This is a genomic window from Ruegeria sp. CG4 (genome assembly GCF_056537185.1).
The window spans coordinates 218,727-241,093 of the sequence record NZ_JBQFRB010000002.1; the positions used below are offsets into that span (position 1 = coordinate 218,727).

The window sequence follows — 22,367 nt, forward strand, 5'->3', positions numbered from 1 at the left end:
GGCCATCCCCGATCTCGCAGGCGGGGCGCTAGCATGCTGCAAAGCCTGATCAACGTCATTCTGCCGGTCTTTCTGGTGATTGGTGCAGGCTATGCGTCGACCCGATTGGGTTACTTCAAGGAAATCCACATCGACGGGTTGATGAAGTTCACCCAAGGGTTTGCCATCCCCTGCCTGCTGTTTCTGGCAATTGCCCACCTTGACCTGAGCGCCAGCTTTGATCCCCGGTTGTTGGTCAGTTTCTATACCGCCGCCGCTTTGTGCTTTACTGCCGGACTTTTTGGCGCACGTCTGATCTTTGGCCGCGAGTGGGAGGATTGCGTCGCCATCGGATTTTGCTGTCTGTTTTCGAACTCGGTGCTGTTGGGCCTGCCAATCACAGAACGCGCATATGGCCCCGAGAACCTGACTGGCAACTACGCCATCATCGCGTTTCATTCGCCCTTCTGTTACGGGGTTGGCATCACGGTCATGGAGATCATCCGCAACCGTGGGAACGGTGGTGCGCATATGGCCCGTTCCGTTCTCACGGCCATGTTCCGCAACGCGCTGATTCTTGGGATTGCACTTGGCTTTGTGGTTAATCTGTCCGGGCTTGCAGTTCCGGCGGTCGTGGACGAAGCTTTGGGGCTGATCACCCGCGCCGCGCTGCCCGGCGCGCTTTTCGCTTTGGGCGGGGTGCTGGTAAAATACAAACCCGAAGGTGACTTTCGTACAATCGGATTTGTGTGCTGCATTTCTCTGGCCCTGCATCCGGGGCTTGTCTGGCTGTTCGGCTCAGCGGTTGGCCTGCCGCAGGATCTGTTCCGCTCAGGCGTTCTGAATGCTGCGATGGCACCGGGCTTCAACGCGTATATCTTTGCAAATATGTATGGTCGCGCCAAACGCGTTGCCGCGTCGTCGGTTCTGATTGGCACGGCGGTTTCGATCCTGACAGTCTGGATGTGGCTGACCCTTTTAGGGTGATCCGGCATTGACAATCTGCACCCGGAAAACACCTATCGCGATATCACACAGGAGACCCGGCAATGCCTCATGCTCTTATCGTCGCTCATGGCCAGCCATCGGACCCGGCCCCGGCCGAGGCCGCGCTGGCGGCGTTTGCTGATCAGGTCGACAGGCTGGCGCAGGACGTCACGGTCCGATCGGCGACATTGGCTGCTCCGGGGGCATTCGAATCGCAGTTGGACGAGCTGCCCGAAGATGCCGTGATTTACCCCCTGTTCATGGCCAAGGGCTGGTTTGTAACCAGTGCCCTGCCGAAGCGGATTGGGGATCGCAGTGCCCGTATTCTGGACCCTCTGGGCATTGATCCGGACTTGCCCGAACTGACCGCCAGGTCGCTACTTGCGACGATGTCAAGGAAGAACTGGGAAACCGGCGCGACGGACTTGGTGATTGCAGCCCATGGTTCCGGACGCAGCCGTAACCCTTCTGCCGTGACAGCTAGATTTGCAGATCAGTTGAGGGCGCATTTGCCCTTCCGCTCTGTCCGTGTCGGATTTGTCGAGGAACCGCCATCCATTGCCGAAGCCGCAGCAGGGTTGGGCGAACACGCGCTGTGCCTTCCGTTTTTCGCCTGCACGGGTGGTCATGTTCTGCAGGACGTTCCGGAACAATTGCAGCAAGCCGGTTTCCAAGGTGTTACATTGCCCGTGATCGGAGAGCTGCCTGAAATTCAGTCTCATATCGCGGATGTTCTGACCCGCGAATGCATAGCTTAACAGGACTTTCACACACAAAAAATCTGCACCGTTTCCGTCTCAACGCACATTTGCCGAACAACTGCTGTCCGACGCACAGCCAAAGAAGCTGAGTCTAAGCTCAGCTATCGTGGTTTAACCATGTGCTTGCGCTGGACCGAGCTGGCAATGTCGGAAAAAAGGTGGTGACGGGACCTGCCGTTTCGCTTGGCCTCGTACAAGGCCAGGTCGGCGGCATGCAGTATTTCGGCGGGCTTGAGGATGTCAAACTGTGTGGAAATCGCCGTTCCAATGCTGGCTGAAATCCGACAGGGATTCTGATCGAAATTCATCGGCTCGCGAAGCCTGCCGATTAAACGGCCCGCAATCGCCGACAGCTTCTTTTCATCCGTCAGGTTCCTGAAAACAATAACAAACTCATCCCCACCCATTCTGACGACTGCATCATCGCTGCGGGTCTCTTCGACCATAATCCGCGCGGCCTCTTGCAGAACAAAGTCACCGGCCGCGTGACCCAGCCTGTCATTCACCGATTTGAAGAAGTCCAGATCAAGGTGCATCAGGGCAAAATCGGTTTGCGTCGATGCCATCTGGCCTAGCATGTGATCCATCGCGCGACGGTTTTTCAGGCCGGTCAACGTATCGGTAAAGGCCTGTTCTTCCGCCGCCACCCTGGCGTCCTGCAGACGCTGGTTCAATGATCGCGATGCCTCCATCGCTGCGGATTTGGCCTCGACCAGATAAAGAAGCTCAATCGCAAGGTCAGCACCGGAAAAATCTGCGCTGGTCAGCGCGTAGTCGCGAACAGCATCTAGGATCGAAATACCAAACGAAAGGTTGATCACCGTGCCACCTTGATCCGGCAGCGGGGTTATCAGCCCTTTCAAAGCCGTGCGTGGTTCATCATGAAACCGCAGGTGCAGCTTTGCACCCGCCATGGACATCAGAACGGGAACGGTCGACACAGTCCGGGGGCGGACCAGTTGAAACAAGTCCAGAAAATTCTGCCCGGCCATTGCGCGTTCCGGCCTCAGTTTTTGCAGCGTCGGTCCGACCTGAACAATCCGCCCGTCATTGTCCAACAACAAGAACATCGGGCAAAGAGATTCAAGCAAGACGCCCAGACCCCGCCCATCCATCATGGTCTTCGCGCCCCAAGTTCAAATTGACGCCCTTCGGCAAAGGAACTCTCCACCAGGGCAATTGTAATGACATCAGCGTCCCCCTGTACGCCGTCATGGGACAGCATCACCAAAGCGCCGTAGTCATCCGCCATGGCTCGCAAAACTCCGACCATGACACTGGAGTATCCCGGCAAGCCCGGAAAACAGTGCAACTGGTATTCAGCACCGGACAGTTCACGCAATTCAAGCGCGGGCAGAGACAGGTCGGATACAGCCAGCCTGACCCGGTCGGACAAGTCGTCCAGGGAATGCAGAAACTCAACATAAGTCACGCCGCCAAAACGCAGCAAACGCCGCAACCCTTCGGTATTCGGATGCGAGACAAGATATGTCCCAAGGTCTTCAAGCATTTCGGTGCGCGCCCGGTTCCGGTCTGCACATAGCGCATCCAAAACCCGCAACGAGGTGTCCGCATCATAGACAAGCATCGCTTCGAACTCGACAAACCCGAGTTCAGCCGCCGCGGCAACGCGCAGCCAGCATGCCTGCCCATAGGTCGCGCATACGAAGGACTGTACCGCCCGGTTGATCAGACCATGCATCAATTGCCCCGGATTGATTTCGCGTTCAATCTGGCCGGACAATCCTTAACAAATACCCAATACCCGCTGCGAAACCGGAAATATTGCAGCCATTCGAATTCCTAGAAATCCGTGGGCGCGCCACCTTCCGATTTGCGCCGCGCGACAAAGTCGGCCAATTCTTCGCGAATGCCCTCATCCAATGCAGGCGGTTCAAAGCTTGTGATGATTTCCTTGAACATGTGATGCGCGCGCTCGGCTGTCCAGATGCCTCCGGCCGCCGCCCAGCCTTCATAGTTCTTCCAGTCACTCAGAAACGGCTGGTAGAACGCGGTCGAGTACCGGTCCTGTGTGTGCTGGATACCAAAGAAATGCCCGTCGTTACCAACCGCTCTGATCGCATCCAGCGCGATCTCGTCCGGCCCTGTGGCGCAGATTTCTGGCTGCATATATCTTTGGATTTGCTGCAGAATCTCGCAATCCATGATGAATTTTTCAGGGCTCGCGATAAGGCCGCCCTCAAGCCAGCCTGCTGCATGGTAGACCATGTTCGTTCCCGACTGCACCGCTGCCCACAGCGAGTTCGATGTCTCCCATATCGCCTGCCCATCCGGGACGTTTGCAGCACAAACACCTGATGAGCGCATCGGCAGTCCGTAGAAACGTGCCATCTGCCCGGTCATTTGCGTCGACCGCATGTACTCCGGCGTCCCGAAGGCCGGAGCGCCGGACTTCATGTCTACATTTGAGGTGAAGGTTCCGATCACACAGGGAATACCAGGACGTACATACTGAAACAACGCAATGGCACACAGTGCTTCGGCCAGCGACTGCGCGACTGCCCCGGCCATGGTCACGGGCGCCATGGCCCCGGCCAGGGTAAATGGCGTCACCACAATCGCCTGCCCCCGACGGGCCAGTCGCAGACAGCCATCAATCATCGGGAAATCGTGCTTGAGAGGTGATGTCGAGTTGATGTTGGTGTACATCCGCGGCTTCGACTCGAACTCCTCATGGCTGAGGCCGCTGGCGATGCGCACCATTTCCATGACATCTTCCACGCGCTCCTTACCCAGCGAATAGGCGTGCATGGCCTTGTCGGTCAGGGTCAGCTTGTCATACAGCACGTCCAGATGTCGCACACTGGCGTGAATATCCACCGGCTCGACCGGATAGCCGCCAGCAAAATGGATACAGTTGAAGTACTGCGTCAGCTTCAGCAGGTTCCGGCACATCTCGCGATTCCCCGAAACCTTGGTGCCGATCTCCATATCCCAGTAGTTCGGCGGCGAAGAGACGTTCCCGAACAGCATGGTCTTGCCGCCGACTTCGATCGTTTTGTCCGGGTTTCTAGGCGTGATGGTAAAGCTTGACGGCGCTTTGGCGATCATTTCCATGACAAAGTCGCGCCCCATGCGCACATTGTCGCCGTTGATGGTACATCCTGCTTCGCGCAGAATGTCCAGCGCCTCTTTGTTGTAGAACTCGATACCGATCTCTTCGAGAATTCGCATCGCACCCTCGTGGATCGCCTCGATCCCGGCCTGATCCAGCGGCTCGGTGGGTCTGTCGATATTGACGGGTGGGTTCCACGGCATCTGATCGATGACTGCGCTGCCCCGGCGAGCTGCGGCTCCCGAACGTCCACCACTTCTGCGTCTGCGCGTATTGCTGTCGGCCATTTGTTCCTCCGAGGCTTTTTATCAAAAAGCCCCGAAGTCTGGAACATGGCCGCTCTGTCTGCGACAGGTTGTGTCGGTTTCTTATTCCAAACCGCCGAAATCCGCTCAGATCGACCGATTTTCCGCCAGCCAAGCAGGAATATGTCCGATATCCGGCAATACAACATCGGCCATCGGCGCGAGCGTTTCAGGGCCTGCAAGACCGGTCAAAACCCCGATGGTGGTCATGCCGGCGGCGCGGCCTGCCTGCAGGTCATGCAGGCTGTCGCCAACCATGACCACATTCGCCGGGTCCACACACACTTGTGCGGCAAATGCCAGCAACTGGCCCGGTCCCGGTTTGCAGCCGTGGCCGCTGTCATATCCCGCGACAAAGTCGAAATGATCCCGGATTCCAACGGATGACAGATGCTCCAGCGCGGGTCTTTCACTGTCATTGGTGGCAACGCCCAGCTTGAAGCCGGCTTCCCGTAGCTGTTCCAGAAAAGGCACAAGCGGAACGGCCGGTGCCTGTGGGGCCGCGGCGGATTCCTCGTCGATCAACTCGATCAGGGCCTCGCAGGTCATCTCGGGCAAATAGGGAAGAAGCGCTTCTGCAATTTCCACAACGCTTGCGGCAATTACGATGCTGTCATCCGAATAGGTCCCCTTCTCGGGATCAAACCCGATCACCAGCGCAAGTTCCTCCGCCTTTGATTTGTCACCCGATGACAGACGCAGCAGCAGACTGCGCCCAAATGTGCCCCAGGTGTTTGCAAAGTCAAACAAGGTACCGTCCTTGTCGAACACGATGGCGTTTATTGGCATTGGGGCTCCTGCAAAAAAGTCGTCTCAGGTCCAGTGAACATCGGCTTCGCCGGACAACGCGGCGCGCGCCTGACCCGGCAAGTCATAAGGGACCGAATTGGCATCACAAAAAGCGATCACCCACGAATCGTCAAGCATCAGAAACTCAAGAACCGACGCCATGAAATCCGGCTCGCCAGCGCGGGCGCGCAGATCGCCGACCGATGCACCGGTCGAACCCAGAAACACCGGTAGAAGTTCCTCGTTACCGACAAGCCAGGTCAGCACATTCAGCGCCAGAGTTTCCGCCGAATTGCCGGAGATTGCCATATTCAAGCCTCGGATCAGAACTTGGAAAGGGTTTGTTAACCAGACTCATAAACACTTTGGCAGCACATGCAATCAACGGTGAACGAATATGTCCGTGCAAGGAACGATCCTTGTCCTAGACGGGGCCTCGACCAATCGCATCATGCTGAAGGTTCAGCTGACTGCGGCGTGGTATCACGTCGTTCAGGGTGAGAAGCTTGAGGGCCTGACACCCCTATTGCGCCGTGTGCGGCCGGATCTGGTGCTGACGGCGCTCGCGCTGGCAGATGGAACCGCCGCAGATGTAAAGCGGTTGATTCAGAACATTCCGGATCTTGGAGACATCCCCGTGGTTGCCATCGCCCCGCAGAATGACAAGTCGGCCCGACTTGAGGCGCTGTCTGCCGGGCTGGACGACGTACTGGCCCATCCGTTCAAGGACAATTTTCTGATGGCGCGGGTTCGCAGCCTGCTGCGCATGCGCGCGGACGTGCAGGACCTTCAGTTCAAGGAAGATACGCTTCCCATCGGCTTTGCCGAACCTCCCGCCACATTGATCGCACCAACCGCGCCATCGCGGGTCGCAATTCTGGCCCCGTCCCACCGCATAGGTGCGTCGTGGTGCCGGGCTCTGCAGCAGCAGACACATCATTGCCTTTCCAAACACACCCAATCCAACCTGAAAGACATCCTGTCAGGGCCTGTTCCGGATGCAATTGTCGTGGACCTGAACACCGCGCCCTCTTCCCTCAACGTTCTGGCAGACCTGAGATCGCGCAGCGCCACACGACACACCGTCCTGATCGGCGTTCTGGACAAAGAACACGCGCCCAATGCAGCCGAAGCGCTGGATCGTGGGGCCGACGCAGTTTGCCTGGGCGACTTCTGCGCACGTGAGATTGCGCTGCGACTGGACAGTCTGATTGCCCGCAAGTCCCGCACCGATCAGATGCGCGCCTCATTGCGTCGCGGACTTGCTGACTCATGGGTCGACCCGCTGACAGGTCTAAACAACCGCCGGTTTGCGATGCAGGCCGTTGGCCATATCGTCCGGCAATCCCGGCACACCGGCCGTGGGTGCGCTCTGATGCTGGCCGACCTTGATCACTTTAAGGCAATCAATGACCGGTATGGTCATGCCGCCGGAGACCATGTTTTGACCGAAGCGGCCAGACGCATGCGAAATGCGCTTGGCCCCCGCGGTTTTGTCGCCCGTTTCGGAGGTGAGGAGTTTTTGATCGGGGTGCCTGACGCGACCAATGCGCAGGCATTGAAACTGGCAGATGCGATGTGCAGATCGATCCGCGAAAGGCCCTTTTCGCTGCCGGACCAGAACGGGTTCACCCAAGTCACGACCAGCATAGGCCTGAACGTGTTTCGGCCCCCTTACCCGCAATATCAAACCGAACACGCGCTTCTGGACAGTTTGATCAAATCCGCAGACAAAGCTCTTTATGCTGCGAAAAAAGCCGGTCGCAACCAGATCAGCACCCGGCAAAGCGCGGCGTAACACCGGTTTCAGCGCGCTTTAGTCCTTTTTCTTGTGCCAGTGCCGACCGCGTTTTGTCACCTCGTCCAGCCGGTCGGCATACACTGCCCGTTCTGCATCGCTCATTGCGATGACACGCGCCAGCCACTGCCCTTGCAGGGCACCCTGCAATTCCGCCGAAGCCCGCGCCTGCTGCGTCAGCAAAACTTCGACGGCGGCCGGATCAAATGGCACGGTCCGCAAGGCCTGGCTGAGAACTGCGAAATCCTTGGACCTGTGCCGCGATCCCTCTTTGCGCAAACCGGACAGATCTGACCGCATCGCGGTTCGGTCCGATTTGGGCAATGCCCGGTAAAGGGCCGATCCGAACCCCGGCGGCGCCTTGGCATGGTCGCTACCCTTGACCCTCATGAAGGTCCCCAAAGCGACACCGACAATCAGCAAGTTAAGGGCCAGGGACGCAGCCAGAAGTATCGGCATCCAACGGCGTTTTGGCTTGGGTGTTTCGGTCATTCCGTATCCTCCAGGAACACTGCATCCAGGTCCGCCACTTCATAGGTTGCATCCTGCGAGAACAGATACGTCGCCGGGTCCGGCAGAAAGGCCGGAGCCGAGAACCCGATCCAGACACCCGCCGCACTGGCCGCGACCAGCCCGCCAAGGCCCTGCCAACCACCGATACCGTCCAGAAGGCGTTGCCACGTGCTGCGCCCCGGCGGGACAGGTTTGGCAATCCGATCCAGTCGAACTTGTTCTGCGTCCGTCATAATCCGAACCGCCAGATCGTCCGGCAGGTATCGACGCCCGGCTCTGGCCTGCGCAAACAGTTGATTCAGCTCGGTATCATCATCAGCCATCGTCATACCCCAGTTCGTCCCGGCGCCCGGCAAGATATCCCGCCAAGGCGCGTTTTCCGCGTGCCGTCAGGCTTTCGACCGCTTCTACAGAAATGCCCATGATCCCGGCAATCTCGGGGTTGGGCAGCTCTTCGATATGCCGCAATACAACTGCCTGTCGCTGCCGTTCGGGCAGATGAGACAGGGCGGATTGGAGCGCGTCTTTTCGGGCCTCGTCCTGCATGCGTTCAACCACGCTTGCGCTGGCATCCTCGGGATCGACACCTTCGGCCAGCCTGTCAGGCTGTTTCTTGCGGCGCAAGTCAACGCACAGGTTCAGCACCACGCGATACAGCCACGTTGAAACCTTTGCCTGCCCCGGCATCCAATCCGGCGCCATCTGCCAAAGGCGCATCATCGCGTCCTGCGTGACATCTTCGGCTTCGGCGCGGTTGCCCAGCATCCGCAGGGCGACGGAAAAACAGCGCGGGCCAAGCCGGTCGGTCAAAACACGCGCCGCCGTCGCGTCGCCAGTGGCAAACCGCTCCAGCAACGCATCGTCGCCGATTGCGTCCGCGGCGCAAGTCCCGCCGCGAACGTCTTGCGTTGAGGAGGTCAGATCCTCCATCCCGCATCAGCTGTCGTCAGAGTCGGCCTTGCCACGCTTCTTGTGGTGCCGCCCCATTCTGTCTTTTGCATCCGCAAATTCCTGCTCCGAAATCGTTCCGTCATCATTCGCATCGATCCGGTCAAACATCTTGTCAGCCCGGCGCGGTTTCGGCAACTCATCCGTGGTCAGGAAACCATCGTTATTGGCGTCGTGTTCTTCAAACATACTTGCAATGCGGTCGCTGGTCTTTTTCTGCGCCGCCGCCTGCATCTCTTCGACGCTCAACTGGCCGTCCCCGTTGGCATCCGCATCGGTAAATCGCTGATTTCGATGGGCCAGCATTTCGTCTTTCGTAACCTGCCCGTCACCATTCGCATCCAGTTCCTGAAACGACACCGGTTCCCGGTTTTTCGACCCTGCGGCCAAAGCCGTTGTGCCTGTAATCGCAACTGCCGCAACAACAATTGCCGAAATGAACTTTGCGCTGTGCATGTCGTGTTTCCTTTTTTCGCGCGACCCCATTGCCGCTGCTTATGGTCTTAAAACGGGACAGCCGCAGATTTCCGTCGCAGGAAACCAAAAAATTTTTCAGACCATTTTTCGCCGGATGCGGTCATTGCGACGCACCCCCCTTTCAAGCAGACCCAAAGATGCGCAATATATGCGACATTCGAATGCGCGAGTTTTCATCATGACGGATCATACGATCGACACCACAACTCCTCAGGATCGTGAGACCTGGCCCGCACTGGTCAAAGGCTTTCGTTGCCGTTGCCCGAAATGCGGAGAAGGCAAGCTGCTGCACAGCTACCTCAAGGTCAACGACAACTGCAGCAATTGCGGGCAGGAACTGCACCACCACCGGGCGGATGACGGCCCTGCATACCTGACCATTCTGATTGTAGGCCACTTGCTCGCGCCCGCGCTGCACGTCTCATATGTGCACTGGCGCCCTGATCCGCTGACGATGGCCCTGGTTTTCGCCATTGGCTGTACGGTTCTGACCCTTGCCTTGCTGCCCAGGATGAAGGGGGCCGTCGTGGCCTATCAGTGGGCGCGGCGGATGCATGGGTTCGAACGGGCCCGGTGACGGACAGGCATGACCACAGACAAAACTGCAATTCGCAACGCGGCAACCGTAATTGTCCTGCGGGACAGAATGACCGAGCCGTCAATTCTGATGGGCCAGCGTGGGGCCAAAGCGGCTTTCATGCCAAACAAGTTCGTTTTTCCTGGCGGTGCAGTCGATGCCGCGGATGGTGATGTTCCGCTTGCCACGCCGCTGACTTCAAAGTGCCACGGCCGTCTGGCCGAGCGGGCAGAGACAAATTTGCAGAATGCGCTGGCTTCCGCCGCGATCCGCGAGTTGTGGGAAGAAACCGGCCTGATCCTGGGGCAACCGGGCACCTGGCCGGGAGACATCCCCGAAGACTGGCAGGGCTTTGCCGAGATGGGTTTTCGGCCCTCTGCGCAAGGCCTGCAGTTCGTGTTTCGCGCACTGACGCCGCCGGGCCGCCCCCGTCGCTTTGATGCGCGGTTCTTTCTGGTTGATGCCGATGAGGTACAAGGCGATCTGGACGATTTCAGCCATGCCTCGGACGAGCTGTCGCACCTGCAATGGGTCAGGCTGGATCAGGCGCGTGATTTTGACCTGCCCTTCATCACCGAAGTTGTTCTGGCCGAGATCGCTGCACGGGTCGCGGACACATCACCCCCGGCCTCTGTGCCGTTTTTCCTGAACAATGAAGAGGCCAGCCTGTTTCTGCGTCTCAAGGGCTATCCCATGCCCGAAGCAGACTGACCCGTCCGCTTATTTCATCCGGCTGATGACAACGGTAACTTCGGGCTTTTTCCCGATCTCTGTTTTTGTGCTCTGACGTACGATCCGTCGCATCGCTTCTTCCAGCTTGTCATCATCGCGCAGGGTTTTGGCCTCGGCCCGCATCAGGAACTGGTTCAGGTCCTCCTCCAGCACCTCGACCAGCGCCGCGCGTGACGACCCAAGCTCCGGCAGACCCATGGTGTCACACCAGGGCTCGCCCAGCGGTTCATCTTCTTCATCCAGAATAACCGTCACAGTCACGTGGCCATTCAGCGCCATACGAATCCGGTCCCGCACAACCCCATCCAGTGCGCCAATCTTGACGGTTCCGTCCAGATAGGTTCGACCGGTTTCCACGTAGTCCGCAACCTCGGGCGTATCCCCGGTCAAGTCCAGCATTGTCCCGTTCACGGCCAGCATACCGGTTCGGCCGCCCGCCTCGGCCAGTTTCGCATGTTCGCGCAGATGCCGGTGTTCACCGTGCATCGGGATGACCATCTTTGGGTTCATCAACTCGTGCACCCGCTCAAGGTCAGGGCGGTTGGCGTGGCCTGAAACGTGATACAGACCCGAACTGTCGTCCACCACGTCCACGCCCTTTTCGCTCAGCTGGTTCATGATGAAAATCACGCCCCGCTCGTTGCCGGGAATGGTTTTGGAGGAAAACAGAAACAGGTCGCCGTCTTTCAACTCAAGTCCGCGATACTTGCCACGCGCCAGCTGTGCGCTTGCGGCGCGGCGTTCACCCTGGCTGCCGGTCACGATCAGCATGAGGTTCTGACGCGGCATATCCACCGCCTCTTCGGCGCTGACGACGCGGGGGAAGTCCGAAAGGATGCCGGTTTCCGTCGCGGCCTCAATCATGCGGCGCATGGCGCGCCCCAACAGAACAACAGACCGCCCGGCCCGTTGACCGGCCTCGGCCAGGGTTTTGACCCGCGCGACGTTTGAGGCGAATGTGGTCGCGACGACCATTCCGTCGGCCTCTTCGACCAGTCGTGTGATTTCCGGCCCGACTTCACTTTCCGAGCGTCCGGGATGGGCAGAGAATACGTTTGTACTGTCACAGACCAGCGCCTTGACGCCGGGATTGGCTACTTCGGCCCACAGATCGGGATCGAAGGCTTCGCCGACAACAGGGTTGGCATCCAGTTTGAAATCGCCCGTATGCACGATCCGGCCAGCCGGGGTGTCGATCACCAGCGCCGCACTTTCGGGGATGGAGTGTGAGACCGGCAAAAATCCGACCGTAAACGGACCCACCTGAATCTGTTCGGGCCAGGCAGACGCTGTGCGCACCGCGTCCTCCGGATGGCCGTATTCCTCCATCTTGCGGCGCGCGATATTGGCGGTGAAGGCCCGCGCATAGATCGGCGCGTTCAGCGCGTCATAACAATGCGCAACCGCACCAACATGGTCTTCGTGCGCGTGGGTCACGAATACCGCGTCCAGCCGGTCCGCACGATCCCGCAGCCATGAGATATCGGCATGGATCAGGTCAACGCCCGGGGTGGTATCCATATCCGGAAACGTCACGCCCAGATCCACAAGGATCAGCCGTTCCTGCCCCGGTTTGCCATACCCGTAGACATAGGCGTTCATGCCAATCTCGCCCGCGCCGCCCAGCGGCAAATAGATCAATCTTTCGCTGCTCATGCCGAGCCGTTTTCCTTGTTGTAGCGATGTATCACAGTCAGACCGTGCATCGTCAGATCATCCTCGATTGCGTCGAACCCCACGTCGGCCTGATCGAACAGAGGCGCAAGCCCACCGGTTCCAACGACTTTCATCGGCATTCCGTATTCAGCCTTGATCCGGGAAATCAGCCCTTCGATCAGCCCGGAATAGCCCCAATACACGCCGGACTGGATACAGCCAACCGTATTTGTCCCGATCACTTTTTCCGGGCGGGTTATGTCGATATGCGGCAATGCCGCCGCGCCCTGATGCAATGCCTCAAGACTCAGGTTCACGCCGGGGGCGATGATGCCGCCGACATAGGCACCATCTGCGGCCACCACGTCGAAATTGGTCGCAGTGCCGAAGTCCACCACAACGACATTGCCGCCATGCCGATCAAAGGCACCGACGGCATTGGCCAGCCTGTCCGGCCCCGGAACTGTCCCCTCATCCACGCGTGGGGGCACGGGCAGCAGACAGTCCGGCCGGCCCACGACCAGCGGGCGGCAATCAAAGAAACGGTCCGCAAAAACCCGCAGGTTGAACACCACACGCGGTACGGTCGAAGCGATGATGACATCGGTGATTTCCGCTTCGATCCCATAGTGTTTCACCAAGGTCGAGTACCAGGTGAAATACGCATCAGCCGTACGGGCGTGATGGGTCGATGTGCGCAGGGTGCACAGGAACTTCTCGCCATCCCAGATCGAGAAAACGGTATTCGTGTTGCCGCAGTCGATAGCCAGAAGCATGTACGCCTCCCTCAGAAAAACACATCGGCCGCAGGAATGCTCACCCGGCCTTTCGCGGTGTTTAAGACAAGGTTTCCTGTCGCGTCTACAGTTTCGAAGGTTCCAACCGTTTCTGACGCTGCGGTCCGGGCGGTAATAACCTCGCCCAACCGGGCCGCACGGGACAGCCATGCCTTTCGGATCGGATCAAACCCAAATGTGGCGAACTGCGTCTCGTACCGCGCATAGGCAGAGGCAAGTTCCGTCAGGAAATCTTCGGGCGACACCTGCGCCCCTGTTTCCGACAACAACGATACGGGCCGAACAGCGCCCGGTTCGACCATATCCGCTCCCGGAGCTTCGGTCAGGTTGACGCCGATGCCGATCGCCAGATGCGACACCTCGCGCCCGTGGCCGGTGCTTTCCAGCAATATGCCGGCCAGTTTACCGCCGTTCAGCAGAACGTCATTGGGCCATTTCAACGACAAACCGGTCGCCCGGCCTGAAACAGCGACGCATGCATCGAACAGGGCCAGAGCAGCCACAAAGCTCCGCAGGGCGGATTGTTCCGGGTTGCCCTGTGGGCGCATCAGCAAGGTCGCCGCCAGATTACCTTTCGGATTGGCCCAAACCCGTCCCCGTCTGCCCCGCGCCGCCGTCTGGCGATGGGCCATGATCCAGACAGGTCCCTGCGCAGTCGGAGCGATCCGGGCCGCTTCGTTCAGGGTGCTGTCCACCTCCTGCACAACATGCAGGCCGTATCCGGCGGGCCAACCGCTCATGTCAAAAAGGCCCGGTCACAAGACCGAGCCTCCTGAATGTTGCGAAAGAGAAGATCAGTTGACAAGTGTCGCCGCCGCAGCCGCAGCCGCCCCCTCGATCCCGAACTGGTAGAACACGCCGATCAGCATGAGTGCCGCCGACCCCATCAGAGCGACCCACAGAACCGGTGTGGAATGTGTCTCGATCGGTTCTTCATTCTCTTCACCGAAGTACATGTAGAACACGATCCGCAGATAATAGAAGGCACCAATGACCGAAGCGATGGCCGACACAATGACCAACCCGGTCAACCCCGCGCCGACACCGGCCTGCCAGACGCCGAACTTGGCGAAGAAGCCCAGCATCGGCGGCACCCCGGCCAGGCTGAACATCAGGATCAGAACGGCCAGTGCTTTGCCCGGATCACGCTTGGAGTATTGGCGCAGAGCGTCAATGTCAGTGACCGGTTTGCCGTCACGCTCCATCATCAGGATGAAGGCAAACGTGCCGATGTTCATGGTCACATAGATTGCCAGATACATCAGCATCGCCTTGACGCCCATTTCCGTACCTGCAGCCAGGCCGATCATCGCGTAACCCATATGGGCGATTGATGAAAACGCCATCAGTCGCTTGATGTTGCGCTGTCCAATCGCGGCAACCGCACCCAGCAGCATCGACAGAACCGAAAGCAGCACAATCACCTGCTGCCAGTCTTTCACCACACCACCAAAGGCGTCATGCATCAGTCGGGCAAACAGCGCCATCGCCGCCACTTTCGGCGCGGTGGCAAAGAAGGCCGTAATCGGCGTGGGCGACCCTTCGTAAACGTCCGGTGTCCACATGTGGAACGGCACGGCGGACACTTTGAACGCAAGCCCCGAGATCAGGAAGATCAGACCAAACAGAAGGCCAATCGAGACGTCGCCGTGGTGAACCGTCTGGATAATGCCCGAGAACAGCGTGGTGCCGGTGAAACCATAGACCAGCGACGCACCGTAGAGCAGCAAGCCCGAACTCAGCGCGCCCAGAACGAAGTATTTCAGACCGGCTTCGGTCGACTTTGCACTGTCACGACGCAGGGCGGCCACCACATAAAGCGACAGCGATTGCAGTTCCAATCCCATGTAAAGGGACATCAGGTCGCCGGCACTGACCATCATCATCATGCCAACAGCGGCCAAGGCCACCAGCAAGGGGTATTCAAACCGCAGCAGACCGCGGCGGGTCATGTAATCCTGGCTCATCACCAGAACGGCGGCGGCCGACAACAGGATTGCAACCTTGGCAAAGCGCGAGAACCCGTCATCCACGAACATGCCGTTGAACGCGACATTGGTGCCGTCGCCATTTGTGGCAATCCAGAAGGACAGCAGCGCCATCAGACCTGCCGTCGCCCAGACCAGAACCGGCGCCAGCCCGTCTTTCGTCGTATAGACAGCCCCGATCAGAGCAGCCATCGCATACACGGCCAGAACGATTTCCGGCAGGATTATTGTCAGATCAGCCTGGATCATGTCTCCAAAGCTCCCTTAATGCGAGGCGGCCGTCTGGGTCGCGGCCTCAGCCGCGGCCAGAGCCGTGTCATAGTTCGAAATCAATGCAGCGGTCGATTGGCCGATCACATCTGTCACCAGCGACGGGTAGACACCCAGCAGGATGGTCATCACGATCAGCGGCGCAAAGATCAGCCGCTCGCGCGAGCTCATGTCTGTCATTGCCTTCAGGCTTTCCTTGATCAGGTCGCCAAAGACAACACGGCGATACAGCCACAGCGCATATCCGGCCGAGAAGATTACACCGCTTGCAGCAACCGCAGTCACCCAGGTGTTGACCTGGAATGCGCCCATCAAGGTCAGGAATTCGCCAATGAACCCGGAGGTGCCCGGCAAGCCGACATTGGCCATGGTGAACAGCATGAAGACCAGCGCATAGGCGGGCATCCGGATCACCAGACCTCCGTACGCTTCGATGTCGCGGGTGTGCATCCGGTCATAGATTACTCCAACGCAAAGGAAGAGCGCCGCCGATATGAATCCGTGGCTGAGCATCTGGAAGATCGCGCCGTCAATACCCTGCTGGTTCGCCGCGAAAATCCCCATAGTCACAAATCCCATATGCGCGACGGACGAATAGGCGATCAGCTTCTTCATGTCCTCCTGCACCAGCGCAACCAGCGAGGTGTAGACAACCGCGATGGCCGACATCCACAGCACCAGATCGGTCATCACCGCCGAGCCCACGGGGAACATCGGCAGGCTGAACCGCAGGAAACCGTAGCCGCCCATCTTCAGCAGGATCGCCGCCAGCACGACCGAGCCCGCAGTCGGGGCCTGCACGTGCGCGTCCGGCAGCCAGGTGTGGACCGGCCACATCGGCATCTTCACGGCAAATGATGCAAAGAATGCCAGGAACATCAGCGTCTGCATTCCGCCGACAATGTAGATGCCCAGAACACTGAACCCTTCGGACGAGAACTGATGCGTCATCAGCGCCTCGATATCCGTGGTTCCAGCATCCGAATACATCGCGACCATCGCCACCAGCATCAGTACCGAACCGAGGAAGGTGTAGAGGAAGAACTTGAAGCTGGCGTAGATGCGATCCTTGCCACCCCAGATGCCGATGATCAGGAACATCGGGATCAGACCTGCCTCGAAGAACAGGTAGAACAGCACCAGATCCAGCGCCATGAACACGCCCAGCATCAGGGTTTCCAGCATCAGGAAGGCGACCATGTATTCCTTGACGCGGGTCGTCACATTCCAGCTGGCCAGAATGGTCAGCGGCATGATGAAGGTGGTCAGCAGCACGAACAACACGCTGATGCCGTCCACGCCCATCTTGTATTTCAGGCCCATCAGCCATTCACCCTCTTCCACCATCTGGAAGCCGGTGTTGGACGGATCAAAGCCGGTATAGATGCCGATCGACACCAGGAAGGTGACAGTGGTCGCCAGCAGTGCGATCCATTTCGCATTGCGCTGTGCCGCGGCATCATCGCCTTGCAGGAACAGCGCCAGAATACCGGCGGCCGCTGCGGGGATGAAGGTGACGATGGAGAGGATATTATCCATTAGTGTGCGCCCCCGCCAATCGACATCCAGGTGATCAGGGCTGCGATGCCCAGAACCATCCAGAAGGCGTAAGTAAAGATGTACCCCGTCTGCGCCTTGCCTGCGAGGCGGGTAAAGAAGGGAACTACGCCCATGGCAACCCCGTTCAGGAAGCCGTCGATGGTGTTGCCATCGCCGCGTTTCCACAGGAACCGGCCAAGCGCCACGGTGGGCTTGACGAAGATCGCGTCGTAGATCTCGTCAAAGTACCATTTGTTCAGCAGGAACAGGTACAGCGGACGCTGGTTCGCCGCCAGCCGCGCAGGCAGCGAGGTGTTCACGATGTAGAACCAGTAGGCGACGACAAAGCCCAGCAGCATTGCGACGAAAGGCGAAAACTTGACCCATATCGGCGCCGCATGCGCGTCGTCCAGAACGTGATTGTCCGGTGCGATATACAAAGCGCCCTCACCTGGTTCTCCGGCAAAGACATAGTGGTGATCGCCGCCTTTTGCGTCCTTGTCACCATGAGCGGCATCTTCGCCATGCCCTTCATCCGCGTGCGCTGAATCCGCATGAGCTTCTTCAGCTTCGTCACCGTGATGCTCCTCGGCGGTCCCGTCAGCCACATGCTCGGAATGCGTTTCGGCGTCGTGACCTCCCGCATGCTCCGAGGCTTCGGCCACGGGGATGCCGTAGAACTTGCCGACCTTGTCGGTATGCCCAAAGAAGGGGCTGTACCAGAGCATCCCGGCAAAAACCGCACCAAGTGACAGAATCCCAAGCGGCACCAGCATTGTCATCGGGCTTTCATGCGCGTGATCATGAGTATGCTTGTCGCCGCGCGGGTCGCCATAGAAGGTCAGGAAGATCAGACGCCAGCTGTAGAACGAGGTGAACATCGCCGCAATGACCAGCATCCAGAAGGCATAACCCGTACCGCCCGCATAGGCGCTTTCGATGATGGCGTCCTTGGACAGGAAGCCGGCAAAGCCGAAGGTGGTCAGCGGAATGCCCACACCCGTGATGGCCAGCGTGCCGATCATCATGGCCCAGAAGGTATAAGGGATCTTTTTCCGCAATCCGCCATATTCGGTCATTTCCTGCTCGTGATGCATCGCGTGGATCACCGAACCCGCCCCAAGGAACAGCAGCGCCTTGAAGAACGCGTGAGTCAGCAGGTGGAACATGGCCGCAGAATACATGCCGACGCCAGCGGCCACGAACATGTAGCCCAGCTGCGAACAGGTCGAATAGGCGATAACGCGTTTGATGTCAGTCTGCACCAGACCCACGGTCGCCGCGAAGAATGCGGTCGAGGCCCCAAGGAAGGTGATGAACCCGGTCGCACCCGGCGCGAACTCCATCAGCGGCGACATGCGGCAGACCAGGAACACACCCGCCGTCACCATGGTCGCGGCATGGATCAGCGCCGACACCGGCGTCGGGCCTTCCATCGCGTCCGGCAACCAGGTGTGCAGGATCAACTGCGCCGACTTGCCCATCGCGCCGATGAACAGCAGGACACAGATCACTTCGATCGCAGTCCACTCACCCCACAGGAAATGCAGCTTTTCTTCGGCCAAAGCCGGAGCTGATGCAAAGATGTCCGAGAAGTTGATGCTGTCGGTCAGGAAAAACAGCGCGAAAATCCCCAGCGCAAAGCCAAAGTCACCCACTCGGTTGACGATAAAGGCTTTCATCGCGGCCGCATTGGCGCTGGATTTGCGATAATAGAACCCGATCAGCAGATAGGATGCGACGCCCACGCCTTCCCAGCCAAAGAACATCTGAACCAGATTGTCCGCCGTCACCAGCATCAGCATGGCGAAGGTAAAGAACGACAGATAAGCAAAGAAACGCGGCTTATAGCTTTCACCCTCGCGCCATTGCGGATCGTGATCCATGTAGCCAAAGGAATAGAGGTGCACGAGCGCCGAAACCGTCGTCACCACGATCAGCATGATCGCGGTCAACCGGTCCAGACGGATGGCCCAGCTTGTCGACAGCGATCCGCTTTCGATCCAGCGCATGATCTCGATCTGCTGGGTCACACCGTCAAAGGTGAAGAAAACAATCCACGACAGCAGACAGGCCAGAAACAGCAGGCCCGTCGCGGTCCACATGGCGGCTTTCTCGCCAATGAACCGCCAGCCGAACCCGCAGATCAGCGCGCCCACCAACGGGGCAAAGAGGATGGTGGTTTCCATATTCTCTTACCCCTTCATCATATTGACGTCTTCAACCGCGATGGTGCCACGGTTGCGGAAGAAACAGACCAGAATGGCCAGACCAATCGCCGCCTCGGCCGCCGCAACGGTCAGTACGAACAGCGTAAACACCTGCCCGACCATATCGCCGAGAAAGCTGGAAAACGCCACGAGGTTGATATTTACCGCCAGCAGCATCAACTCGATGCTCATCAGCAGGATGATGACGTTCTTGCGGTTCAGGAAGAGACCGAAGATGCCGATGACGAACAGCGTCGCCGCGACCGTAAGATAGTGTTCAAGTCCGATCATCGTCTTAAAGCCCCTGCCCCGGTTTCACGTCCTTCAACTCCATCGCCTTGGCCGGGTCGCGCATCATCTGGCCGACGATGTCCTGACGCTTGATGTCCTGACGGTGCCGCAGCGTCAAAACAATGGCGCCGATCATGGCCACTAGCAGGATCAGGCCCGCCAGTTGGAACAAAAGGAAATATTGATCGTAAAGAATGACGCCCAGCGCCTCGGTGTTGTGACGGTCTGCCGGGACCGGCTGCGCCAGATTGGCCTCAATGCCCTGCGCGCTGTCCCACGCCCCGAAGGCCATGACGAATTGCATCAGAATGACCAGACCGATCAGCAGGGCCAGCGGCATATAGCGCGCCATCTCGGCCTTCAACTCGGCAAAGTCCACATCCAGCATCATCACCACGAACAGGAACAGCACCGCGACCGCGCCGACATAGACGATGATTAGCAGCATCGCCACGAACTCGGCCCCCAGCAGCACGAACAGCCCCGCTGCGGACAGGAAGGACAGGATCAGCCACAGCACCGAGTGTACCGGCTGACGGCTGATCACCGTGAACAGCCCGCCGGTAATGGCGCTGATGGCAAACAGATAGAAGGCAAAGACGGTCATTGATCCTCATCCTCGTTATCGCCCATGACCTCTTGCGCCAGATCCAGCGCGCGGGTCATGGCCGGGATGCCGGCAAAGACCGACATCTGACCGATCGTTTCAACGATCTCTTGTTTCTTGGCACCCGCCTCAAGCGCGTGGCGCACGGTCTGACGCACTGCCGAGTCCGCCTGAGCGCCCTGACAGGTCAGCCCGGCCAGCGTCAGCAGCAGGCGGGTCTTGGCATCCAGCCCGTCCTTGTTGACGGTATTGCCGAACATCATCTCCATGACCTCTTTCGGCATGGTCGGCCAAAGCGCCTCGAACCCCTTGGGCGAGAAATTCTCCATCGCCGGGTTCATCGCCTTGGCCATGTCCTGAGCCTGCTTCATCATCAGCTCGAACGGATTTGTCGGGCTGTCACTCATCTGTACGGCGCGTCCATTTCCAGATTGCGGGCGATTTCGGCTTCCCAGCGTTCACCGTTCGACAGGAGTTTTTCCTTGTCGTAGAACAGCTCTTCCCGGGTTTCGGTGGCGAATTCGAAGTTCGGGCCTTCGACGATTGCATCGACCGGGCAGGCCTCTTGGCAGAAGCCGCAATAGATGCACTTGGTCATGTCGATGTCATAGCGTGTCGTGCGGCGGCTGCCGTCCTCGCGCGGTTCGGCATCGATGGTGATGGCCTGCGCCGGGCAGATTGCTTCGCACAGTTTGCAGGCAATGCAGCGTTCTTCGCCATTCGGATAGCGGCGCAGAGCGTGTTCCCCCCGGAAACGTGGCGACAGAGGGCCCTTTTCATGCGGATAGTTCAAGGTGGCCTTGGGCGCGAAGAAGTACTTCAGCCCCAGTTTCATACCGACCCAGAAATCCTGCAGCAGGAAATACTTGGCAGCGCGGGTGTAGTCGATGTTTGCCATATCAGCCTCCTACGCTCCAACGGGCAAACGCGCCCCAGAACCAGTCGAATTTCGCCGCGAAGGCCACGAATACCACCCAGACCAGCGAGAATGGCAGAAACACTTTCCAGCCCAGCCGCATCAGTTGGTCATAGCGGTAGCGGGGCGTGATCGCTTTGACCATCGCGAAGATGAAGAAGAAGAACGCCATCTTGGCGACCATCCACAGCACGCCGTCCGGCAGGCCCGGGATCGGAGACAGCCAGCCGCCGAAGAACAACAGCGAAGTCAGCGCGCACATCAGGAAGATGGCGATGTACTCTCCCGCCATGAACAGTAGGAAGGGCGTTGCCGAATATTCGACCTGATAACCGGCAACCAGTTCCGATTCCGCTTCCGGCAGGTCGAAGGGCGGGCGGTTGGTTTCGGCCAGCGCCGAGATGAAGAACAGGAACACCATCGGGAAATGCGGCAGCCAGTACCAGCTGAAGAAGCCGAACGAGCCATCCTGCGCCCGAACGATATCACCGAAATTCATCGAACCGGTCGAAATGATGATGCCGATAATGATTAGGCCGATCGAGACCTCATAGGAGATCATCTGCGCGGCGGACCGCAGCGAGCCCAGGAACGGGTACTTTGAGTTCGACGCCCAACCGCCCATGATCACGCCATAAACTTCCAACGAAGACACGGCGAAGACGTAAAGGATGGCGACGTTGATATCCGACAGAACCCAGCCATCGTTGAACGGGATCACCGCCCAGGCGATCATCGCCAGAACGAAGGACGTCAGCGGCGCAAGGATGAAAACCGTGCGGTCAGCGCCTGCCGGGATCACGACCTCTTTCACCACATATTTCAGCGCGTCAGCCACCGATTGCAGAAGACCATAGACGCCGACCACGTTGGGGCCGCGGCGCATCTGGACAGCAGCCCAGATCTTGCGGTCGCCGTAGACAAGGAACAACAGCGAAATCATCACAAAGGCAACGACGGCAAGTACTTGCGCCAGAATGATGATGGCTATTCCGCCTGGGGTGTTAAAGAAATCAGCCATTGGTCCTCACACCGTGGGTATTCCGTTTTCCGCGAACGATGCAAAGGCCACGTGCCTGCGCAAACTGCGGCTGGGTCGGCGCGTTGGTGTAAACAGCATACGCCGCCCATGCGCCACCCTTAATCTTGGG

25 protein-coding genes are annotated in these 22,367 nt (G+C 58.8%); 5 read left to right on the forward strand and 20 right to left on the reverse strand.

What is annotated here, in order from left to right:
* The first annotated feature begins 33 nt into the window (after positions 1 to 33).
* Both ACR0J2_RS07420 and ACR0J2_RS07425 read left to right on the forward strand, forming a co-directional pair.
* Positions 34 to 966 carry an AEC family transporter gene (locus ACR0J2_RS07420; RefSeq protein WP_480812166.1) on the forward strand — a complete coding sequence of 311 codons (933 nt, stop codon included), beginning with the start codon at positions 34 to 36 and terminating at the stop codon, positions 964 to 966.
* Between the two features lie 62 nt (positions 967 to 1,028).
* A complete protein-coding gene (locus tag ACR0J2_RS07425) occupies positions 1,029 to 1,724 on the forward strand; it encodes a CbiX/SirB N-terminal domain-containing protein (protein ID WP_170806524.1) in 696 nt (231 codons plus the stop codon).
* 104 nt (positions 1,725 to 1,828) lie between these two features.
* Here the strand turns inward: ACR0J2_RS07425 and ACR0J2_RS07430 are convergent, their stop codons facing one another.
* From ACR0J2_RS07430 to ACR0J2_RS07450, 5 genes are all read right to left on the reverse strand, one after another.
* On the reverse strand, positions 1,829 to 2,845 hold the full coding sequence (locus ACR0J2_RS07430) for a GGDEF domain-containing protein (RefSeq protein WP_480812167.1): 1,017 nt from the start codon (positions 2,843 to 2,845) through the stop codon (positions 1,829 to 1,831).
* Positions 2,842 to 3,429: a heme NO-binding domain-containing protein gene (locus ACR0J2_RS07435; protein ID WP_480812168.1), complete on the reverse strand. Its 588-nt coding sequence runs from the start codon at positions 3,427 to 3,429 to the stop codon at positions 2,842 to 2,844. Before ACR0J2_RS07435 ends, ACR0J2_RS07430 begins: the two co-directional genes overlap by 4 nt.
* Positions 3,430 to 3,530: 101 nt before the next feature.
* Positions 3,531 to 5,090: a trimethylamine methyltransferase family protein gene (locus ACR0J2_RS07440; RefSeq protein ID WP_480812169.1), complete on the reverse strand. Its 1,560-nt coding sequence runs from the start codon at positions 5,088 to 5,090 to the stop codon at positions 3,531 to 3,533.
* A 105-nt stretch (positions 5,091 to 5,195) separates the two neighbouring features.
* Positions 5,196 to 5,897 carry an HAD family hydrolase gene (locus ACR0J2_RS07445; RefSeq protein ID WP_170677790.1) on the reverse strand — a complete coding sequence of 234 codons (702 nt, stop codon included), beginning with the start codon at positions 5,895 to 5,897 and terminating at the stop codon, positions 5,196 to 5,198.
* A gap of 24 nt (positions 5,898 to 5,921) precedes the next feature.
* Positions 5,922 to 6,206: a DUF3572 domain-containing protein gene (locus ACR0J2_RS07450; RefSeq protein ID WP_170615403.1), complete on the reverse strand. Its 285-nt coding sequence runs from the start codon at positions 6,204 to 6,206 to the stop codon at positions 5,922 to 5,924.
* An 88-nt stretch (positions 6,207 to 6,294) separates the two neighbouring features.
* On the opposite strand from ACR0J2_RS07450, the gene ACR0J2_RS07455 reads away from it, so the two are divergent.
* The gene (locus ACR0J2_RS07455; protein WP_480812170.1) at positions 6,295 to 7,695 is read left to right on the forward strand and encodes a diguanylate cyclase; all 1,401 of its coding nucleotides are present in this window, start codon (positions 6,295 to 6,297) and stop codon (positions 7,693 to 7,695) included.
* Between the two features lie 18 nt (positions 7,696 to 7,713).
* Here the strand turns inward: ACR0J2_RS07455 and ACR0J2_RS07460 are convergent, their stop codons facing one another.
* Genes ACR0J2_RS07460 through ACR0J2_RS07475 form a run of 4 tightly spaced genes read right to left on the reverse strand, consistent with a single transcriptional unit; the run spans position 7,714 to position 9,612 of the window.
* Positions 7,714 to 8,187 carry a periplasmic heavy metal sensor gene (locus tag ACR0J2_RS07460; protein WP_480812171.1) on the reverse strand — a complete coding sequence of 158 codons (474 nt, stop codon included), beginning with the start codon at positions 8,185 to 8,187 and terminating at the stop codon, positions 7,714 to 7,716.
* A complete protein-coding gene (locus tag ACR0J2_RS07465; protein ID WP_480812172.1) occupies positions 8,184 to 8,531 on the reverse strand; it encodes a hypothetical protein in 348 nt (115 codons plus the stop codon). The genes ACR0J2_RS07460 and ACR0J2_RS07465 overlap by 4 nt, the downstream gene beginning before the upstream one ends.
* Positions 8,524 to 9,138 (reverse strand): RNA polymerase sigma factor, encoded by a 615-nt coding sequence (locus tag ACR0J2_RS07470; RefSeq protein ID WP_480812173.1) that lies wholly within the window; start codon positions 9,136 to 9,138, stop codon positions 8,524 to 8,526. The genes ACR0J2_RS07465 and ACR0J2_RS07470 overlap by 8 nt, the downstream gene beginning before the upstream one ends.
* Positions 9,139 to 9,144: 6 nt before the next feature.
* Positions 9,145 to 9,612, reverse strand: a complete 468-nt coding sequence (locus ACR0J2_RS07475) for an EF-hand domain-containing protein (protein WP_170806533.1) — start codon at positions 9,610 to 9,612, stop codon at positions 9,145 to 9,147.
* A 199-nt stretch (positions 9,613 to 9,811) separates the two neighbouring features.
* Here ACR0J2_RS07475 and ACR0J2_RS07480 point away from each other — a divergent pair, with 199 nt between their 5' ends.
* Together ACR0J2_RS07480 and ACR0J2_RS07485 are read left to right on the forward strand one after the other, a co-directional pair.
* The gene (locus ACR0J2_RS07480; protein ID WP_170806534.1) at positions 9,812 to 10,210 is read left to right on the forward strand and encodes a DUF983 domain-containing protein; all 399 of its coding nucleotides are present in this window, start codon (positions 9,812 to 9,814) and stop codon (positions 10,208 to 10,210) included.
* Positions 10,211 to 10,219: 9 nt separating this feature from the next.
* Positions 10,220 to 10,921: an NUDIX hydrolase gene (locus tag ACR0J2_RS07485; RefSeq protein ID WP_170615390.1), complete on the forward strand. Its 702-nt coding sequence runs from the start codon at positions 10,220 to 10,222 to the stop codon at positions 10,919 to 10,921.
* A gap of 9 nt (positions 10,922 to 10,930) precedes the next feature.
* On the opposite strand, the gene ACR0J2_RS07490 is transcribed toward ACR0J2_RS07485, so the two are convergent.
* The 11 genes from ACR0J2_RS07490 to nuoH are packed head-to-tail and all read right to left on the reverse strand — an operon-like array spanning position 10,931 to position 22,237.
* On the reverse strand, positions 10,931 to 12,598 hold the full coding sequence (locus ACR0J2_RS07490; RefSeq protein WP_480812174.1) for a ribonuclease J: 1,668 nt from the start codon (positions 12,596 to 12,598) through the stop codon (positions 10,931 to 10,933).
* Positions 12,595 to 13,374 carry a type III pantothenate kinase gene (locus ACR0J2_RS07495; RefSeq protein ID WP_170615386.1) on the reverse strand — a complete coding sequence of 260 codons (780 nt, stop codon included), beginning with the start codon at positions 13,372 to 13,374 and terminating at the stop codon, positions 12,595 to 12,597. The genes ACR0J2_RS07490 and ACR0J2_RS07495 overlap by 4 nt, the downstream gene beginning before the upstream one ends.
* Positions 13,375 to 13,385: 11 nt before the next feature.
* Positions 13,386 to 14,135, reverse strand: a complete 750-nt coding sequence (locus tag ACR0J2_RS07500; RefSeq protein ID WP_480812175.1) for a biotin--[acetyl-CoA-carboxylase] ligase — start codon at positions 14,133 to 14,135, stop codon at positions 13,386 to 13,388.
* A 54-nt stretch (positions 14,136 to 14,189) separates the two neighbouring features.
* A complete protein-coding gene (nuoN, locus tag ACR0J2_RS07505; RefSeq protein WP_170677812.1) occupies positions 14,190 to 15,632 on the reverse strand; it encodes an NADH-quinone oxidoreductase subunit NuoN in 1,443 nt (480 codons plus the stop codon).
* Positions 15,633 to 15,647: 15 nt separating this feature from the next.
* A complete protein-coding gene (locus tag ACR0J2_RS07510) occupies positions 15,648 to 17,192 on the reverse strand; it encodes an NADH-quinone oxidoreductase subunit M (RefSeq protein ID WP_170615380.1) in 1,545 nt (514 codons plus the stop codon).
* Positions 17,192 to 19,381 (reverse strand): NADH-quinone oxidoreductase subunit L, encoded by a 2,190-nt coding sequence (gene nuoL, locus ACR0J2_RS07515; protein ID WP_480812176.1) that lies wholly within the window; start codon positions 19,379 to 19,381, stop codon positions 17,192 to 17,194. Before nuoL ends, ACR0J2_RS07510 begins: the two co-directional genes overlap by 1 nt.
* A 6-nt stretch (positions 19,382 to 19,387) precedes the next feature.
* Positions 19,388 to 19,693 carry an NADH-quinone oxidoreductase subunit NuoK gene (gene nuoK / locus ACR0J2_RS07520; RefSeq protein ID WP_480812177.1) on the reverse strand — a complete coding sequence of 102 codons (306 nt, stop codon included), beginning with the start codon at positions 19,691 to 19,693 and terminating at the stop codon, positions 19,388 to 19,390.
* Between the two features lie 4 nt (positions 19,694 to 19,697).
* Complete coding sequence (locus ACR0J2_RS07525) at positions 19,698 to 20,300, reverse strand: NADH-quinone oxidoreductase subunit J (protein WP_480812178.1); 603 nt, start codon at positions 20,298 to 20,300, stop codon at positions 19,698 to 19,700.
* Positions 20,297 to 20,707: a carboxymuconolactone decarboxylase family protein gene (locus ACR0J2_RS07530; RefSeq protein ID WP_010442761.1), complete on the reverse strand. Its 411-nt coding sequence runs from the start codon at positions 20,705 to 20,707 to the stop codon at positions 20,297 to 20,299. Before ACR0J2_RS07530 ends, ACR0J2_RS07525 begins: the two co-directional genes overlap by 4 nt.
* Positions 20,704 to 21,198 (reverse strand): NADH-quinone oxidoreductase subunit NuoI, encoded by a 495-nt coding sequence (gene nuoI / locus ACR0J2_RS07535; protein WP_170615374.1) that lies wholly within the window; start codon positions 21,196 to 21,198, stop codon positions 20,704 to 20,706. Before nuoI ends, ACR0J2_RS07530 begins: the two co-directional genes overlap by 4 nt.
* Before the next feature lies 1 nt (position 21,199).
* Positions 21,200 to 22,237: an NADH-quinone oxidoreductase subunit NuoH gene (gene nuoH / locus ACR0J2_RS07540; protein WP_480812179.1), complete on the reverse strand. Its 1,038-nt coding sequence runs from the start codon at positions 22,235 to 22,237 to the stop codon at positions 21,200 to 21,202.
* Positions 22,238 to 22,367 lie beyond the last annotated feature (130 nt).

Bases quoted from the DNA above. Each gene is read 5' to 3' on its own strand.
- ACR0J2_RS07420 (WP_480812166.1), top strand. From the start codon at position 34: ATGCTGCAAAGCCTGATCAACGTCATTCTGCCGGTCTTTCTGGTGATT.
- ACR0J2_RS07425 (WP_170806524.1), top strand. From the start codon at position 1,029: ATGCCTCATGCTCTTATCGTCGCTCATGGCCAGCCATCGGACCCGGCC.
- ACR0J2_RS07430 (WP_480812167.1), bottom strand. From the start codon at position 2,845: ATGATGGATGGGCGGGGTCTGGGCGTCTTGCTTGAATCTCTTTGCCCG.
- ACR0J2_RS07435 (WP_480812168.1), bottom strand. From the start codon at position 3,429: ATGCATGGTCTGATCAACCGGGCGGTACAGTCCTTCGTATGCGCGACC.
- ACR0J2_RS07440 (WP_480812169.1), bottom strand. From the start codon at position 5,090: ATGGCCGACAGCAATACGCGCAGACGCAGAAGTGGTGGACGTTCGGGA.
- ACR0J2_RS07445 (WP_170677790.1), bottom strand. From the start codon at position 5,897: ATGCCAATAAACGCCATCGTGTTCGACAAGGACGGTACCTTGTTTGAC.
- ACR0J2_RS07450 (WP_170615403.1), bottom strand. From the start codon at position 6,206: ATGGCAATCTCCGGCAATTCGGCGGAAACTCTGGCGCTGAATGTGCTG.
- ACR0J2_RS07455 (WP_480812170.1), top strand. From the start codon at position 6,295: ATGTCCGTGCAAGGAACGATCCTTGTCCTAGACGGGGCCTCGACCAAT.
- ACR0J2_RS07460 (WP_480812171.1), bottom strand. From the start codon at position 8,187: ATGACCGAAACACCCAAGCCAAAACGCCGTTGGATGCCGATACTTCTG.
- ACR0J2_RS07465 (WP_480812172.1), bottom strand. From the start codon at position 8,531: ATGGCTGATGATGATACCGAGCTGAATCAACTGTTTGCGCAGGCCAGA.
- ACR0J2_RS07470 (WP_480812173.1), bottom strand. From the start codon at position 9,138: ATGGAGGATCTGACCTCCTCAACGCAAGACGTTCGCGGCGGGACTTGC.
- ACR0J2_RS07475 (WP_170806533.1), bottom strand. From the start codon at position 9,612: ATGCACAGCGCAAAGTTCATTTCGGCAATTGTTGTTGCGGCAGTTGCG.
- ACR0J2_RS07480 (WP_170806534.1), top strand. From the start codon at position 9,812: ATGACGGATCATACGATCGACACCACAACTCCTCAGGATCGTGAGACC.
- ACR0J2_RS07485 (WP_170615390.1), top strand. From the start codon at position 10,220: ATGACCACAGACAAAACTGCAATTCGCAACGCGGCAACCGTAATTGTC.
- ACR0J2_RS07490 (WP_480812174.1), bottom strand. From the start codon at position 12,598: ATGAGCAGCGAAAGATTGATCTATTTGCCGCTGGGCGGCGCGGGCGAG.
- ACR0J2_RS07495 (WP_170615386.1), bottom strand. From the start codon at position 13,374: ATGCTTCTGGCTATCGACTGCGGCAACACGAATACCGTTTTCTCGATC.
- ACR0J2_RS07500 (WP_480812175.1), bottom strand. From the start codon at position 14,135: ATGAGCGGTTGGCCCGCCGGATACGGCCTGCATGTTGTGCAGGAGGTG.
- nuoN (WP_170677812.1), bottom strand. From the start codon at position 15,632: ATGATCCAGGCTGATCTGACAATAATCCTGCCGGAAATCGTTCTGGCC.
- ACR0J2_RS07510 (WP_170615380.1), bottom strand. From the start codon at position 17,192: ATGGATAATATCCTCTCCATCGTCACCTTCATCCCCGCAGCGGCCGCC.
- nuoL (WP_480812176.1), bottom strand. From the start codon at position 19,381: ATGGAAACCACCATCCTCTTTGCCCCGTTGGTGGGCGCGCTGATCTGC.
- nuoK (WP_480812177.1), bottom strand. From the start codon at position 19,693: ATGATCGGACTTGAACACTATCTTACGGTCGCGGCGACGCTGTTCGTC.
- ACR0J2_RS07525 (WP_480812178.1), bottom strand. From the start codon at position 20,300: ATGACCGTCTTTGCCTTCTATCTGTTTGCCATCAGCGCCATTACCGGC.
- ACR0J2_RS07530 (WP_010442761.1), bottom strand. From the start codon at position 20,707: ATGAGTGACAGCCCGACAAATCCGTTCGAGCTGATGATGAAGCAGGCT.
- nuoI (WP_170615374.1), bottom strand. From the start codon at position 21,198: ATGGCAAACATCGACTACACCCGCGCTGCCAAGTATTTCCTGCTGCAG.
- nuoH (WP_480812179.1), bottom strand. From the start codon at position 22,237: ATGGCTGATTTCTTTAACACCCCAGGCGGAATAGCCATCATCATTCTG.